Genomic DNA, 16,121 nt, shown 5'->3' with positions numbered 1-16,121 from the left:
TTGCGTTCTGCAGGCGTATCCCGCAGGAGTGACCTCTCGTTGGGCCCACGGTTCTGGATCGGTCAGTATTGCAGGCCTCCGTTCACATCCAGCACCTCACCAGTGGTCCAGGATGCGTCATCGCTGCCCAGGTATGCGATGGCGCCGGCGATGTCATCCAGCTCTCCCAGTCTCGGGATGCGGACACCCGCAGAGAGCTTATCCACCTTATCCTGAGAGAGAGAGAGGAACATTTTCCCCTTCAGCGGCCCAGGCGCTACGCTGTTCACGGTAATGTTCCAGGGGCCCAGCTCATATCCCAGGCACATGGCCATGCCGTTGATCCCAGCCTTTGCGGCAGCGTAATTCACCCCCACCCCCGGGCGGCCCGTGCGGCCCCCAATGGAGGAGATCAGTACGATCCGGCCGTAGTTCTGCTCCTTCATGGCGGGGACCACCGCTTTCACCGAATGATAGACCCCTGTCAAGTTAATGTCGATCACATCCTGCCACTGGGCTTCTGTCAGCTCATCGATGGGAAAGTGACGGAGAATACCTGCCGTGGCTACCAAGACGTCGATCCTGCCCCACTTTTCCTTTACTTCGGCTGCGGCGGCCTGGCAGTCCTCCAAGCTTCGGACGTCGCCCGGGATGGTCATCACCCGGTCCTCATCCCAGCCTTCCTCTTTCAGCATCCTGGCCTCCTGGTCCAGCGCCTCCCGGGAAAAATCGGTCAGCGCCACTTTTCCGCCCTCAGACAGCAGCCGCCGGGCAGTGGCGCCGGCGATATCCCCCGCGCCAGTGATCAGCACAACTTTATGTTCATATCGCTCCATTGCATATCCCTCCAGTCTTATCGTTGCTCCCCCAGACATGCCTTTGCCCCTTCCAGGGCCCGTCTGGCATGGGTCTCATAGCCTATCTTTTCCACTCTTGTCAGGTGGGGCACTTCCACACCGCACACCACCTGCGGGATCCTGGAAATGATCTCCGCGATGGGGATTGCACCCTCCCCGGGATACAGGCGTTCCGCCCGGCCGGTGTGGATCAGTGCCGCCTCATCCGCGGGAATTGGGGCCTCACAGTCGCACAGGTGCGCGTAATGGAACCAGCTCTGGGGGCACTCCTCCAGCTCATGCAGCTGGACCCGGGAGCGGTAAAAGTGCAGGCAGTCTACCACCACGCCCACGTTCTCTTTGCCGGAGTCCAGGAGCAGCTGCCTGACCTGACGGAGATCGGTGACACTGGCCCATGTGACGAATTCCACGCTGACCGTCTGCTCATATCGGGCGGCCAGCTCACACAGCCGGCAGAACTGATCGGTATAAAATGAGCGGTCCGGGGTCCAGATGTTGGTCAGGATGTGCCGGATGCCCAGCTCTGCTGCGGCCGCCAGCGCCGGTTCATAGTCCTGCACATCCACTCCAGCCGCGATGCGGGCATTCTCTGTATCGTGCAGCAGGATGCCTGTCTCCTGAGCGGCCCGCCGGGTCTCACGAAGCAGATGGGGATCCTTTGCGATGTCATAGGGACGCTCCCCCGGCAGCCCCATGGGGATGGTCCGCAGGCTGACCGCATCATAGCCCGCCCTGGCCGCCACCCGGATCATCTCCGGGGGCGGACAGCTGATGTTTGTCAAATGGACCAGGGAGTAAAGGTGTTTCATCAGTTGCCTCCTAAAAGATATCATCCTCCGGGAAACGGGGCCCGCGGTGCCCGCTCCCCGGAGGACGAACAGTTTCTATCTCAGACGTTCCGCTCAGGCGTATTTCTCAGCGGTGCTGATCTGCATGTCCACCAGCTCATCGCCGTAGGTGGCGCGGACCTCGTCATAGACACCGGAGCACTTGTCCCGCAGCTGCTCCAGAACGTCGGCGGGGAGTTCCACGATCTCGGTTCCGGTCTGAGCCACCAAGTCCATACGCTCAGAGAGCCGGGCGTCGCACTGCTCTCTGGAATACTGAATGGCGGCCTTGCCCACAGCCATGATCAGCTCCTTGTCTGTATCGCTCAGGCCGTTGTAGACGACCTGGCTGATCAGCAGGTTGTGGGATGCGGGCAGATGGTTTGTCAGGATCACATAGTCCTGCTGCTCATACAGGCGGTTGGCGTAGATGACCTCAAAGGGGTTCTCCTGGGCATCGATGGTGCCCTGCTGCAGCGCCATATAGACCTCAGAGAAGGCCATAGGGGTTGGGTTGGCGCCCAGCGCCTGCCAGATGGAGATGTGCAGTTGGTTCTCCATGACCCGGATCTTCTGTCCCTGCATGTCGTCAGGGGACTGGACCTTGATGTTGCTGGTCATCTGACGCATGCCCTGGTCGAAGAAGCCGATGAGCTCAAAGCCTTTATCCTGGTATTTCTCCTCGTAGAAGCGGAAGACCGTCTCATCGTCCATGGTATCCCGGAACTGTTGGGCATCCTGATAGAGGAAAGGGAGATCAATGGCATTCAGCTCAGGGACGAAATTGGCGGTGAATGCGGTGGACCCCAGGAAGAAGGCCACATCACCGGCCTGTGTAGATTCGCACAGCTCAGTGTCGGTCCCCATGGAGCCGTTGAAATACATCTGCAGCTGGATGCGGCCGCCGGTGATAGCGTTAAGCTGATCCGCCATGTAATGGACCAACAGGCCGTCCACGCGGTCCTCGGCGCCGTCGGTGGCAATGATGAAGGAGTAGGAGTCGCCCTGGGTGTAGTCCACAGAGCTGTCCAGTTCAGGCTGGATGTCGTAATCCGCCACGCTCTGAACGGCGCCGGAGCCTGTGCTGGAGCCGGACGGGGGCGGGGTGGAACCCGCGGAGGTCCCCCCTCCTCCACAGGCTGCCAGAGACAGAGACATTGCTGCTGCGAGGGTCAAGCTGATCAGTTTCTTTGTGGTGTTCATTTGAATTCTCCCTTCCTGATTTGACTCGCCGCCTGAGGCGGCCGCTTGTTCTGATGACTCAATCTTATCAGAGCCCTTTTCAGAATTCCAATACCGGTATCACATACCAGAGATCGGTTTTGAACATACCTTTCTTTTTGGTTCTTTTTGGGACTTTTTCCTGTCTTGACGCTGTGGAAAAAGGGGTGCTATAATAATTTTAGACAAAATTTGACCCAAATTCCGGGGAGGGACCGCTGACATGAATCTTCAGCAGCTGTATTACTTTCAGGCCATCAGCAGGCTGAAAAACTATACCAAAGCCGCAGAACAGCTCCTGGTCGCCCAATCCAGCCTGAGCCATTCCATCGGGGATCTGGAGCGTGAGCTGGGCGTCCCTCTCTTCTTCAAGGTGGGGCGGAATATTGATATCACAGAATACGGAAAGCAGTTCCTGATCCATGTGGACCGGATCACCGCGGAGCTGGAGCTGGCCAACCAGGAGCTGAAAAACATGCTCAACCCCAACATGGGCAAGATCCGCATTGCCCTGGCTTACACCGTGAGCAACCGCTTTATCCCCAATATGATCAAGGGCTTTTACGAAAATGAGGACAACCGGGCCATCCAGTTTGAGTTCAGTGAAAAGCAGGCGGCAAAGATCATTGACGCCTTTGCCAACCGGACTCTCGACCTGGGGTTCGGCGCCCGAATGGACAGCGACCAACTGGAATATTTTCACATTTTTGACGAGGAGATCGTCGCCGTGGTCTCCAGCCGCCATCCCCTGGCTCTGCGCGGGAGTGTGAAGCTCCAGGATCTGATTCGGGAGCCCATGGTCTCCTATACCTATAACTGCGGGACCCGGTACTGGATAGACGACGTCTTCCGCCGGTTTCAGCTCACCCCCAACATTATCCAGGAGGTGGACACGGAAAAGGTGATGGCCAGTGCTGTAGCCTCTGGTCTGGGCGTGGCCCTCATGCCCAGAATGACAGAGCTGAGCATCTACGATGTGGTCCCCCTGACGCTGGAGAATTCGGAGCTCCACCGCCCCATGTTCATGTGCTGGCCCAAGGGGGAGACCCTGCGGCCAGTGGTCAAAAATTTTCGGGACTACATTATGGACCGGGTGGGCGAGCTTCCCTCCTGAACCGTTCCCACAGCACAGGGGCGCGATGTCCCGCATATATAGAAAAGCAGAAAGACGCTGCCCGGGGAGAGTGGGCAACGTCTTTCTGCAAGAGAAGAGGAAACAGAAGTCAGCGGATCAGGCACAGCGAGATCTGTGGGAAGATCACGATCAAAACTAGGCCGATGGCAAACAGTATGGTAAAGGGCAGCGAGACCTTTGCGATCCGGATCACCGGGATCTTGGTCATGGAGCTGGCGACAAACAGATTGATCCCAACGGGAGGAGTGACAAAGCCAACTGCCAGGTTCACCACCATCATGATGCCGAAGTGGACCAGATCCACCCCGATGGCGGTCATGACCGGCGCCAGGATAGGCGTGAGGATCAGAATGGCCGGGGCGGCGTCCATCACCATGCCCACGAAGAGCAGGAAGATGTTGACCACCAGCAGGATCGTCCACTTGCTGGAGAAGGAGGATGTGATCCAAGCACCCACCATCTGCGGCACGTTCATCAGGGCCAGCACGCGGCCGAAGGAGACGGCGGCGGAGAGCACGAAGAGGATGGGGGCGATCGTCTTCAGAGACTCCATAAAAACAGCGGGGATCTCCGAGACCTTGATGGTCTTATAAATGAACACGCTGACGAACAGGGCATAGTAGACCGAGATCACCGCCGCCTCAGTGGGAGTGGCGATGCCGCCGTAGATGCTCCCCAGGATGATGACCGGGGTGAGCAGCGCCCAGAAGCTGTCCAGGAACAGCCGGAGGAATCCCTGTCCCCTCAGCTCCCCCATCACCGCCTTGATGCGCACCCGGTCCTCCCCTCTGCGGGCGGAGTAGTAGACCGCATAGATCATCAGCAGGCCGCCCAGCAGCAGGCCCGGCACGATGCCGGCAATGAACATATCGCCCACGGAGGTGCCCGCCGAGGTGCTGTACAGCACAAAGGGGATGCTGGGGGGGATGATGCAGCCCAGGCCGCCGGCCACCGTGACCACAGCGGTGGAAAACTCTTTGGAATAGCCCAGGTTGACCATGACCGGGATAGTCATGGCGCCCACAGCCGCCACTGTGGCAGGGGCGGAGCCGGAGATAGCCCCGTAGAACAGGCAGGTGATGATGACGGCACAGGGCACGCCGCCGATCACATTGCCCACGAAATAAGTAAAGACGTCAAAGAGCTTTTTGGAGATGCCACCCCGGGCCATAATGGTGCCGGACAGCATAAACATGGGGATGGCCAGCAGAGTCAGGCTGTTGACGCCGCTCATCATCTGCCGCAGGACCATGACCAGATTGGCCGCGAAGGTGTTGTCCACGACCCAGGGCAGGATGGAGCTGATGCCCATGGTGACCGAGATGGGCAGGCCGAAGAGCAGGATGACAAAAAACAGGACAAAAAGGACCACGGCTGACATACTCACTCATCTCCTTTCTGAAGCAGGGTGCGCAGGTTGCTCCATACCCCCTGAGCCGCCCGGAATGCGGCCAGCGCAAAGCCCACCATCAGGGAGCCCTGGACAAAATACATAGGTATCCCGCAGGCGGCGCTGGTCTGGCCGTTTTCCACTGAAGCGTAGGCGAACTCCCAGGCACTGGGGAGCAGATAGAGGAAAAAGACTGTCATCACAACGTCTCCCAACAGCAGGATGACCGCCTGTACCTTTTTGGGGAAGAGGGAGATCAGAGTGTCGATCTTCAGGGAGATCCCTTCCTTCAGACAGAACCCTATGCTGAGGAAGGTGCTCCAGATAAACATGAAGCGGGCCAGCTCCTCCGACCAGGTCAGCGAGTTGTTGAGCACGAAGCGGCAGAATATCTGGATACCCAGCACCAGCGTCATACCCGCCAGCAGGAGAAACATGACCCAGCGTTCCAGATTCTTGTCGATTTTTTTCAGCAGTTTCATTTTATACCTCCTCATTTCCTTGTGTGCAGGTCAGCCCTCCGGCATGGGAGTGTGCGCCGTACAGACCAGAAGGACGATCAGCGGCGCCCTTCCGTCATTGAAGATCCGGTGGATCTCACCCCGGTCTATCAGGATCAGTTTTCCCTGATCGATATGGGCCTTCACATTCTGCTCCATGTCCTGGATCACACCGGAGCCGCTGATGACATAGCTCAGCTCCTCAGAGGAGGGGTGGTTGTGGAACACGCTCCCCTCTCCAGGTGCGTACACTGTGACATTGGAACAGAAGTCCACCGAGTTTTTGATGCCAAAGCACTGGAATCGCTTGCGCATCGTGCCGGGACTGTCCCCCTGCCAGACTCCTTCTCCATCTAAAAATGGATCGATTACTTTCATGCCGTTACCTCCCGTCGTTTTCCCCTGGGAGGGTCCAGCGGCAGTGTCACCTCCCAACGGCCTGTCTTGTACTTGTATTATCCGAGAAACCTGCACAAAAGACAAATACCAATATCACATAGCATCTATTGCTTTTGACCATGCGTTTTGAGAGGGCGTCCCGCCATCTCAGCAGGGGTGTGGATGGGGCGGCGGTGGGACGCCCAGCGCATGACCCGCAAAGTGCCCAAGGTGTGCTGTATCCGCGGAGGTAAGCTGGGCATAGTTCTGCCAAGCTTCCATAATTTGTATCAAAACATCTCACAAAACAGCGTTTCCCTCCGGTTTTGAACGGGCCCGGATATGACGGGCCCAGTCAGAACAGGAGGGAATTTTTATGGCAAGCGGACAGACACAGTATTATGAGCTGAATCAATGGAAGGGCCGGGACCAGGTATTGCGCACCGAGTTCAATGCGGACAACGCCAGGATCGACAGGGCCCTCCACGAGCTGAGAGCGCGCAACTGCCAGCTCTACATGCTCACCTATACGGGGACGGGGAGCGGCGGCCGCAGCTTCACCTTTCCCCACAGGCCGGCGGCGGTGCTGATCATGGGCGGGATCGTGACCTTTTTGTGTGCGATCCAGGGGGAATCCTACATCTATCTGCGGTACGGGAACGTGGACACCAAATCCCGGGCTGTATGGGAGGGCAGCACCGTGAGCTGGGAACTGGCCAATGACGACCCGGTGCTTGCCGCAAACGCCGCCGGGGAGCGCTACACCCTGCTGGCCCTGCTGGACGCGGATGCCTGAGCCGTAATAAGAGCACCCCCGGGCTTCGGCCCGGGGGTGCTCTATGATTCCGTAGTAGTTTAAATTTCAGAGAAATCTACTCAGGAAATCGTAGCAGTAACGGTAACATTTCCGCTGGCAGGATCAATGGTCAGAGTATTCTCACGCACCATATCGGTCGCAATAACAGAGAAAGTATCATTATCGCTGGTAACATTAGTACCAGCAATCGCAACCGTCGCGGAATCACCCACCTGCTTGTTAGCACCCACGCCATAGGTCACCTCGAGGGAAGTCTCGTTATACTTGACTACCTCTTCACCGGTGATACCAATGTCATTAGTGTCAACATAGGTCACAGTAACATAGCCACGATACACGACCACATCGCCAGTCATATCGGCAGCGGGGATAGCGCTACTATATGCCAGATAGCCCTTATCAACATCGCCCACAGTGTAGATGAAGCCAGTGCCGTTTGCGCCGGTCACAGCGGCAGGAGCCTCGCCAGCAACTACGTAATCGCTGCTGGACTCGGTATCATCCGCATTCATGATGGTGTACTTCACAAAGCCGGTGGTGACGACGGTATCGGCATTCAGGGCGGCGCTCGCATCGCCATAGGCCACATAGTCAGCGCCGATCTTGGCGGTGGTGGAGCCATCCTTCGCCTCAACGGTGTAGGTGGAGCCATTCTTGATGTACTCAGGCTTTCCTCCATCCACAGTGATCGCCAACATGTCGGTGTCGATCACATCGCCAGCCTCAGGGATGACATCAGTCTGAACACCCTTGCCGTTCACCACGATCCAGTTAGAAGTGTACGTGATCGTCTCGCCTGCGGGAGCGGTCGTCTCTTTTCCGTTCAGGGTGTAGGTGATGACCTCGACCAGATCAGTGTCGACATCCCAGGTGAACTTGCTGTCATAGCCCAGCTTATCCTGGCCGCTGAAGGTATAGGTGGAGCCGGCCTTGCTGATGGTCACGTTCTTGTAACCCTCGTCAGCCAGCTTCTTCTCGATGGCCGCAATGGCTGCCTCCAGAGCGGGCATCTCGCCCTCGTAGGTCACAGTGATGGTGCCGTCACCGTTTAGAGTCACAGTGCCGTCAGCCTTCACGATGGCCTTGGTGGTCACCTCGACCTTCATGTCCTTGGTGACGTTCTTGATGGTGTAGACGCCGTCTTTGGCTGTAAGTACGGTGCCGTCTTCCAGCTTCACGGAGACCAGGTCATAACCGTCAGCAGCACTGATAGAGAACTTGGCATCCATGCCCTTGTCGTTGACAGTGGCCACCTTGCCGTCCACAGAAGTGGTGGCGGACTCGGACTTCACAGTGAAGTCAGAACCGGTGAAGGTGATATCGCGGGTGTCGCCCTTCTCGGTCTCAGTCCAGAAGATGTACACCAGACGGGCAGTCTCGTCATCAACGGTCTTCATAACCCAGGCATCCTTGGCGGAGTAGGTGGTGTTCTTGTCGGACTTCAGGTCCTTCAGATCGTCGATGTCACCATCGTCGATCTTCCACTCCACATTGCCCTTCACGTCCACCAGCTTGCGGACGGTGACATAGATGGTCTCCTCGTCGGTGTCGAACTTGTGCTCCTTATCGTTGGCATCGTCGATCCAGAAGGCATTGTCGCCGACGGCAGTGGGCTCGCCGCTCACCTTAGCGGCGGCCTCCTCCAGCTTGGAGATGTACTGGCCGTCCTCGATGGTCTGGGTGGCCTTATAGAGCACGCCTTCCTTCAGGACAGTTCTGGGGCTGCCGTACAGATCGTTCACGGCGTCATAGGTCACGAACACGCTCTGCTTCTGGCCGTCCACATAGGCGTTCTCATACTCCCAGTAGTAGTCGTCATCGTCATAGTCGCCGGACTCGCGGTCGGTGTCGGCCAGGACGAAATAGGTGGCGTTGTCGTCATAGATCTCGCCGTCCAGGATGAAGACGACCTCGGCGATCTTGCCATCCGCCTTCTCGTTGTTGTCGCCGTCCAGGACATAGGCGATCTCGGCGTTCTCCACATTGGGGACCTCGTCATAGCCGGTATAGGCCACTTCGCCGTTCACATCCACGAAGATGGTCTTGCGGTCCACGATGAGCTTGAAGTCCTCGTCGCCGGCGTCGATGTAGGCCTTGCCGTTGTGAATCTCAGCGCCGTCATAGTAGTACTGATCCTCGGCATAGGTCAGGGTGTACACGTCAGAATTGCTCACAGAGTATTTCCAGATCAGGTTGTCAATGCCGCTGACGGTCTTCTCATCCTTTTTGACCCACTGGATCTCGTCATCGGCATCGAAGCCATTGGAGTTGAAGTTGGTGGGCCAGAAGTCGCCGTCCTCAAGCTCAGGCAGGTCGCGGACCTTGCTCTTCACGTCCACCTTGGCGGTGGTGCCGTCGGGCAGGTACACGCGGGCCACCCAGTCTTTCAGCTCCTCGTCGGAGTCGTCCACATACAGGTACTGATCGATGGACTCCTCAGCGGGCTCAAAGCCCAGAACATAGCCTTCGGGGGTCAGATACAGAACGTACTCCACGTTCAGCTCGGGGTGCTTGTCGCCCCAGGAAGGATCGCTCACATCATAGACCATGTGGGTATCCAGAGCGGTGTAGTAGTACTTGCCGTCATCACCGCTGAGACGCACATAGGTATTCTCGCTGTTGTCCTCATTCTGGACGCGGGTGACCTGGCCGGTGACGGTCTCGGGGGCCATCAGCTCGCAGATGTAGAAGTCCTCGTCCTCGTTGAAGTCCACAGTGAAGACCACATAGTCGTCCTCAGCAAAATCGGTGGTGTAGAAGGTGTTGTCGTCCAGGCTGGGTTCCTCAGACAGAGCGCGGACGGTGATGTAGTCAGCGTCGTCATCATCGGTCTTCACGTTGGAGACCTCGCCCAGGTAGTAGTTGATCTCCACCACGGTCACGTCCAGGGTGTAGTCGTCGATGTAAATCTCCACGACAGCGCCCTTGTCGGTGTACTCCCACTTCTCATCAACATTCTTCCCGGGGATGATCTCATCATCCTGCTCCTCACCGTTGATGAAGGCAGTCCAGGTGTACTCCTCGTCAGCCTGCTGGCCGCGGGCGTCATTGCACACGGCAGCACCCAGATCAGCATACACGTCAGACTCATCAGTGCCGTTGGTGTAGATGTAGTCGGGGGTGTTGGGGACGGTGATGATCTCGTCCTTGTCCAGCATCCGGACCTTGTCGGCGATCAGGCCGCCGTTTTCAGTCAGATACTCGTCCTTCTGAGTGGTGCCGGCATCGGTGCGGGCGTTGTAAGAGCCGGTGCCCCAGGTGGTGGCGGGACGGCCGTAGATGGTCTCGGTGTCGGTGCGGTACACCAGGTCGAAGTTCTTGTAGCCCAGGGTCTGCAGGTAGTTGAACTCCAGGGAGTAGATGATGCCCTGGTTCTCGTTGTAGTACACACCCAGCAGCTCGTTGTACTGAACAGGCACGGCCTTGGTCAGGGCGTTGAACACCAGCTCAGCCACGTTGTCGCGGGTCAGCCCGGCGTTGGCGGTGAGCTTCAGGTCGCCGTACAGGCCCAGAGCGGTGCCCTTGGCGGTGGCGGCCAGCATCCAGTCATTGCCGAAGTCAGCGGCGCTCTGGAAGTAGCCCAGGGCGCGGCACAGCATCAGCACGGCCTGCGCGGTGGTCACGGTGGCGTTGGGGTCGAACTTGCCGTCGCCCACGCCGGCCACGATGCCCAGGCTGGAGCACAGGTTCACATAGCCCTCCGCCCAGGCGGGGACGTCGGTGAACACGCTGGTCTCTGCGAACTGGTTGACGTTCACACCGGCACCGTACAGCATGGTGCAGATGATGACCGCCATCTCGGCGCGGGTGACTACGTTCTCGGGGCCGAAGGACCCGTCCTCGTAGCCCTCGAACATGCCGATGGCAGAGGTGACCGCCACGGCATCCTGATTGACGATCTCGGCCTTGTCGGTGAAATCGTCGATACCCTTAGCGCTGGAGCCCACGACCATCATGCCCAGGAGCATAACGGAAGCCAGAGCCAGGCTGAGAGCACGCTTCAGGTTTCTCATTGGATATTCCTCCTTTTTATATTGACAAAAGTCGCTGTTTTCTGACAAACCGGGCCTTTTCCAGAACATTTCGGCCCACTATGCCTGTACAACACTTCTGGCACAGGAGGAATTGGTTATAAAAAGGGGAAGATCAGGGGAAAAATCTCTGGGATCACGCCTAAAAAGTTTCCCTGGTAGACATTTGGTAGACACGCAAAAACAGAAGGAACGGCAGGGCCCTGAAACTCCAGGCCCCCGCCGCCCTTTTTTGGTAGACTTTTGGTAGACATCGCGCAAATCGGTGTTCTTATGATACCCAGAGAAAATTGCTGCGCAGATCCTGCATTTTGTTTCACAGGGACAGGGAAATCGTTCCCGTCTCAGAACAATATAAGAAGAGTGCCACACCTATTGGTGTGGCACTCTTCCTCTTGGTGGAGACAACAGAACTCGAATCTGTGACCTTCCGCGTGTGAGGCGGACGCTCTACCGGCTGAGCTATGCCTCCATATGGACGGCTCAAAAAAAGGTGGTGACCCGGACGGGAATCGAACCCGTGTTACCGCCGTGAAAGGGCGGTGTCTTAGCCGCTTGACCACCGGGCCGTATATGGCTCAGAGCCAATGCTCTGTTAGATTGTAATGGTAGCGGCACCTGGATTTGAACCGGGGACACTGCGGGTATGAACCGCATGCTCTAGCCAACTGAGCTATGCCGCCATGTCTGCCCGTCTCGAACAGGGCAAGAGTTAGTATAACCGAAGTGTTCCGATTTGTCAACATTTTTTTGCAAGAAAATCTGTTATTTTTTCCGGTGGGAAAAGAGCGGGGACGAAGGGGGCTCCGCCCCTGCTCTTTAGGTCAGTGCAGAAGAACAGAAAGCCCAAAGGCGACAGCGGCAGGGATCAGATTTTCCCAACGGAAGGGATGGTCCAGCAGTCCGCGGATCAGCAGGACCGCGGCGGCGATGCGCAGAAGCCAGGGCAGCAGGCCCAGGATGACCAGGAACGGCACACTGAGGATGGTCAGCACCACGCCCAGGACCAGGATCACAGCCAGGCAGAGCAGAGACAGCGTGAATAGGGTAATCATTTTGAATTTCCTCCTTCCTACTGACGCTATCCTACCATTTGATTCTGAAAGGGGGAGAAAGCCAGCATTAAAAACAGCTTAAAAGCGGCGGCGGTCATACCTTTTATTCCGGATGGAACTGGGCGCGGTACTGGTGCATCCGCACGGAAAACAGCTCACCGGTGGAGGGAGGGGTATAAGTAATGGCGTTGGCTCCGGCCTGGATGGTGCGGAGGATGTCCTCCTCTGTGGGGCCCCCGGTGGCAATGATGGGGATGTCTGGGAAATCTTTTCGAATCTTGGCCACGATCTCAGGGGTGCGTGCGGCCCCTGAGATATTCAAAATATCGGCTCCGGCCCGGACACGCCCGGCGACATCCATCTCAGAAGAGATGATGGTGGCGATGACCGGGATGTCCACCACATGCTTGATCTGGGTGATGGTCTCGTCTGTGATGGGGGCGTTGACCACAACGCCGAAGGCCCCCTGGTGCTCTGCGTACTCCGCCTGCCGGACGGAGCGGGAGCCGCTGGTCATCCCGCCTCCCACGCCCACGAACACCGGGACGTCGGCCACACTGATGATGGCCTGGGCAATGGAGGGCTGGGGGGTAAAGGGATAGACCGCGATGATGGCGTCTCCGTTGACGTTCTTGATGATGGCCACATCGGTGGTGAACACCAGGGATTTGATGCGGCGGCCAAAGATGCGGATGCCGCTGCATTCTGAAATACAGTGGGGGACGGCCAGCAAATGGCTGCGCAGAGTCCCGCTGTATGTAGGGATCTTTTTCATAGGCGTAGTACCTCCTGCGGATGAGACAGGTTTGGGGGCGTCAGGTCAGGTCCTGGATGTGGATCTGATAGATCTTGGCCGGGCGGCCTCTCAAGTTGAGCTGCCGCCGGAACTGTACAGAGGCGTAGCCGCCGGCCTCCAGCTTGGATAGGATCCGGAGAGCACTGCGAGGGGTGATATCCAGATAGAAGGATAGCTCCTCCGCAGAGAGAGTGTCGTTTCCTTTCTGGGTAAGGACGGAGACGATCTTACTCAAATAGAGGGGGGAGATGGAGAGACGGTGGCTGAGCTCCAGCCGCTTTTCATCGGGCGCATCGGTATAGGAAATGCGGCGGACGCTGGAGAGCGGGCCGATGATGGTGTTGTCCTCCATCACGATAAAGGCGGCGGACCCCTTGCACAGCAGCGCCTCTTTCAGCGCCCGCTGGGCGTTTCGGTGGGCATCCACTACGTTGCCGGCACAGCCCCAGGCGGTACAGATGGGAAAATCCAGTCCCGCCTCCAGAAAGGCAGTCACAGGACAGATGGTGTACTGCTGCGTGAGGTCTTTCAGGACTGAAATATTGGTGGTGATCTCATAGTGCTCCCCGTGCTCATAGATGAGGAAGGGGGTGCCGAATTGTTTGTTGCAGGCCTGAAGACGGTCCCCCAGTGCGGCCCACTGTTCCTTGGACAGGGGCATGATGGAACGGATCAGCCCCAGGCAGGCGGCGGAATCATGCATAGACTGGGTGCGCAGCTGCATGACCAGACCGCGGAAGGTCTCCAGCATAGAACCGGGAGAGGGGAAAAGGAACCTGTGGCGGATATTGTGCTGACGGAAGTAGTCCTCCATACTGCCGAAACGGGTCACCAGCAGGTCCACCTTTCCGCTGTCCCAAATCTCTTTGTAGTACAGTTTGAGAGGCTGATACCAGTCCGCGGCGTCCACTGTGCTCCAGTCGATGGGGGCGGTGCCCAAGAGAGGGACACCGTCCCTGAGAAAGATAGAGTGGAAATCTACTGGGATCTCCGGCCGGTCGAAGTAAATGCGTGAGAAATCAAGCTCCGGATTTTGGACCGCCAGGTGGGCGATCAGCTGATAGTAGTCTCGGTCAGAGATATTGAAGTAGGAATGGGGGATCTCTTCCACACTGGGAAATCGCTTTCGGATGACATTATAAGGGTAGGAACCGCTGAATATCAGGGCATCGAACTGCTCCGCGTTTTGCTCATAGAGATAGAGCAGGTGCTCCAGAGTGGTATAGGGCAGGTAGGTGACATTGCAGAAGGTGCGGATCTCCTGATCGATGTCCATGATGTGCTGGAGGGAGCGTGTGGTGGTAAAAATGCCGACAGAGTTCATTGGGACCGATCACCTCAGCTCATATTATATCGGAACCGCTCCGCGCAGACAAGCGTATGACGCAAAATAAGACGAAAATCTTTTCTGCGTGTCGTCAAATCAAGATGTCCAAAAGAACGGCCAGATATGCAAGACAAAGCTGGTGATCTGACTAAATCAAGAACAAAATATTTGTAATAAACGGGGAAATTAAAAAATGCTGTCCTTTTCTATTGACAGTCTGGGCATGGAAATAGTATAGTTACACCATAATTTCCGAAACATGTCTGTAATTATATATTTAATTTCCAATAATTCCGAGACAGGAGCAGTAGGAAGGAGAACGAGTAAATGGCGACAAAAAAGGAGCGGGCGCTGGAGGTCATTGAGGAAAAAAAGGCGCTGCTTTGGCCCATGAGCGACACACTGTGGGACCACCCGGAGACCGGGTTCCACGAGCGCTATGCCGCTGAGCTCTATGGCAAGACGCTGGAGCAGGAGGGCTTTCAGGTGGAGCGGGAGCTGGCCGGCATCCCCACCGCCTTTTCCGGGACCTATGGCCAGGGCGGGCCGGTGATCGGATTTTTGGGAGAATTTGACGCGCTGCCCGGTCTCAGCCAGGCGGCCGGAGCGGACGAAAAGCGGCCGGTGGAAGAGAACGGCCCCGGACACGGGTGCGGGCACAATCTGCTGGGGGTCGGCTCGCTGGCCGCCGCCATCGCCCTGAAGCACTACCTGCAGGACTCCGGCCTCCCCGGCACCGTCAAATTCTTCGGATGCCCGGCGGAAGAAAACGGGTCCGGGAAAGGATTCATGGCGCGGGATGGCGTGTTTAATGGAGTGGACATCGCTTTCAGCTGGCATCCCGGGGAAGTAAATAGCGTCTCTACGGAGAGCACCATGGCCAACTACCAGATCAGCTACCGCTTCCAGGGAGTGTCGGCCCACGCAGCCATGTCTCCCGAGCTGGGAAGGAGCGCCTTGGACGCCCTGGAGCTGATGAATGTGGGAGTGCAGTTCCTGCGAGAACACGTCCCCACAGACACCCGCATCCACTATGCCATCACTGATACAGGAGGCAATGCCCCTGGTGTAGTGCAGTCCCACGCCCAGGCACTGTATCTGCTGAGAGCAGTCCAGCTGCCTCAGGTAAAGGAGCTCTACCAGCGGGTCAATCAAATTGCCAGAGGAGCGGCAATGATGACAGGGACAGAGGTGGAGATCACATTTATCAAATCATGCTCCAACATGCTCATTAACACGGAGCTCAACCAGCTGATGCAGCGAAACTTGGTGGAGGTCGCCCCTGTCCAGCTGGAGGAGGAGGACCTGGAACTGGCCCGGCGCATTCGGGAGACATTGGGCCCAGTACACTCTTATTTCGATACTGTGGCCGCTGAGATTACCGACCCGGAGGAGCGTGCCAGAGTGGCGGCGGATGCCGATTCCCTGGTCCATAGGATCGTGCTCCCGCTGGCCAGAGAACGTCAGGGCTTTGTCTCCTCCGATGTGGGCGATGTAAGCTGGAACTGCCCGGTAGCGCAGATCAATGCCGCCACCATGCCAGCAGGAGTGCCCATGCACTCCTGGCAGATGGTAGCTGTAGGGAAATCTGCTATGGCAAAAAAGGGGATGCTTTATGCCGCCAAGGTCATGGCCGGGTCGGCCATTGACGCGCTGGAGGACCCCGAGATCATACGCCGGGCCCAGGAGGAATTCTGCCAACGCACAGGTGGTCAGAAATACGCGTCCCCCATACCGCCGGAGGTAAAGCCCAGGATCGACTGAACGGCTCTGGCCGGCGCACGGAAAAGCGGCCCGCTTGGTAGGGA

At 57.4% G+C, this 16,121-nt stretch carries 13 protein-coding genes and 3 tRNA genes; 3 read left to right on the top strand and 13 right to left on the bottom strand.

The window, feature by feature from the left end; all coding sequences use genetic code 11:
* Positions 1-62 precede the first annotated feature (62 nt).
* The 3 genes from BN1969_RS02400 to BN1969_RS02390 all read right to left on the bottom strand — a co-directional run bounded on the left by BN1969_RS02400 (position 63) and on the right by BN1969_RS02390 (position 2,866).
* On the bottom strand, positions 63-815 hold the full coding sequence (locus BN1969_RS02400; RefSeq protein WP_050622823.1) for an SDR family NAD(P)-dependent oxidoreductase: 753 nt from the start codon (positions 813-815) through the stop codon (positions 63-65).
* Between the two features lie 17 nt (positions 816-832).
* Positions 833-1,645 (bottom strand): sugar phosphate isomerase/epimerase family protein, encoded by an 813-nt coding sequence (locus BN1969_RS02395; protein WP_077138678.1) that lies wholly within the window; start codon positions 1,643-1,645, stop codon positions 833-835.
* 93 nt (positions 1,646-1,738) lie between these two features.
* Positions 1,739-2,866: a TRAP transporter substrate-binding protein gene (locus BN1969_RS02390; protein ID WP_050622822.1), complete on the bottom strand. Its 1,128-nt coding sequence runs from the start codon at positions 2,864-2,866 to the stop codon at positions 1,739-1,741.
* Between the two features lie 241 nt (positions 2,867-3,107).
* Here BN1969_RS02390 and BN1969_RS02385 point away from each other — a divergent pair, with 241 nt between their 5' ends.
* Complete coding sequence (locus BN1969_RS02385) at positions 3,108-3,998, top strand: LysR family transcriptional regulator (protein WP_050622821.1); 891 nt, start codon at positions 3,108-3,110, stop codon at positions 3,996-3,998.
* A 109-nt stretch (positions 3,999-4,107) separates the two neighbouring features.
* Here BN1969_RS02385 and BN1969_RS02380 read toward each other — a convergent pair whose 3' ends face one another.
* Genes BN1969_RS02380 through BN1969_RS02370 form a run of 3 tightly spaced genes read right to left on the bottom strand, consistent with a single transcriptional unit; the run spans position 4,108 to position 6,287 of the window.
* Positions 4,108-5,400, bottom strand: coding sequence for a TRAP transporter large permease (locus BN1969_RS02380; RefSeq protein WP_050622820.1), 1,293 nt, complete (start codon positions 5,398-5,400; stop codon positions 4,108-4,110).
* 2 nt (positions 5,401-5,402) lie between these two features.
* Entirely contained in the window at positions 5,403-5,891 is a 489-nt protein-coding gene (locus BN1969_RS02375; protein WP_050622819.1) for a TRAP transporter small permease, read from the bottom strand.
* A gap of 30 nt (positions 5,892-5,921) precedes the next feature.
* A complete protein-coding gene (locus BN1969_RS02370) occupies positions 5,922-6,287 on the bottom strand; it encodes a cupin domain-containing protein (protein WP_077138677.1) in 366 nt (121 codons plus the stop codon).
* A 376-nt stretch (positions 6,288-6,663) separates the two neighbouring features.
* Here BN1969_RS02370 and BN1969_RS02365 point away from each other — a divergent pair, with 376 nt between their 5' ends.
* A complete protein-coding gene (locus tag BN1969_RS02365; RefSeq protein WP_050622817.1) occupies positions 6,664-7,083 on the top strand; it encodes a hypothetical protein in 420 nt (139 codons plus the stop codon).
* A gap of 80 nt (positions 7,084-7,163) precedes the next feature.
* Here BN1969_RS02365 and BN1969_RS02360 read toward each other — a convergent pair whose 3' ends face one another.
* The 7 genes from BN1969_RS02360 to BN1969_RS02330 all read right to left on the bottom strand — a co-directional run bounded on the left by BN1969_RS02360 (position 7,164) and on the right by BN1969_RS02330 (position 14,310).
* Positions 7,164-11,117, bottom strand: coding sequence for an S-layer homology domain-containing protein (locus BN1969_RS02360; protein ID WP_050622816.1), 3,954 nt, complete (start codon positions 11,115-11,117; stop codon positions 7,164-7,166).
* 414 nt (positions 11,118-11,531) lie between these two features.
* Positions 11,532-11,607, bottom strand: a tRNA-Val gene (locus BN1969_RS02355).
* Between the two features lie 22 nt (positions 11,608-11,629).
* A tRNA-Glu gene (locus BN1969_RS02350) sits at positions 11,630-11,704 on the bottom strand.
* Positions 11,705-11,741: 37 nt separating this feature from the next.
* A tRNA-Met gene (locus BN1969_RS02345) sits at positions 11,742-11,818 on the bottom strand.
* Positions 11,819-11,959: 141 nt separating this feature from the next.
* Positions 11,960-12,190 (bottom strand): hypothetical protein, encoded by a 231-nt coding sequence (locus BN1969_RS02340; RefSeq protein WP_050622815.1) that lies wholly within the window; start codon positions 12,188-12,190, stop codon positions 11,960-11,962.
* Between the two features lie 103 nt (positions 12,191-12,293).
* Entirely contained in the window at positions 12,294-12,965 is a 672-nt protein-coding gene (locus BN1969_RS02335) for a beta/alpha barrel domain-containing protein (RefSeq protein ID WP_050622814.1), read from the bottom strand.
* Between the two features lie 40 nt (positions 12,966-13,005).
* On the bottom strand, positions 13,006-14,310 hold the full coding sequence (locus BN1969_RS02330) for a helix-turn-helix domain-containing protein (protein WP_050622813.1): 1,305 nt from the start codon (positions 14,308-14,310) through the stop codon (positions 13,006-13,008).
* A gap of 330 nt (positions 14,311-14,640) precedes the next feature.
* Here BN1969_RS02330 and BN1969_RS02325 point away from each other — a divergent pair, with 330 nt between their 5' ends.
* The gene (locus BN1969_RS02325; protein WP_050622812.1) at positions 14,641-16,077 is read left to right on the top strand and encodes a M20 family metallopeptidase; all 1,437 of its coding nucleotides are present in this window, start codon (positions 14,641-14,643) and stop codon (positions 16,075-16,077) included.
* Positions 16,078-16,121 lie beyond the last annotated feature (44 nt).

Origin of the sequence: Clostridium phoceensis (assembly GCF_001244495.1) — a bacterium.
Taxonomy (GTDB): domain Bacteria; phylum Bacillota; class Clostridia; order Oscillospirales; family Oscillospiraceae; genus Lawsonibacter; species Lawsonibacter asaccharolyticus.
The sequence above is the reverse complement of the archived record's forward strand: the minus strand, read 5'-3'. Positions and strand labels throughout refer to the sequence as shown.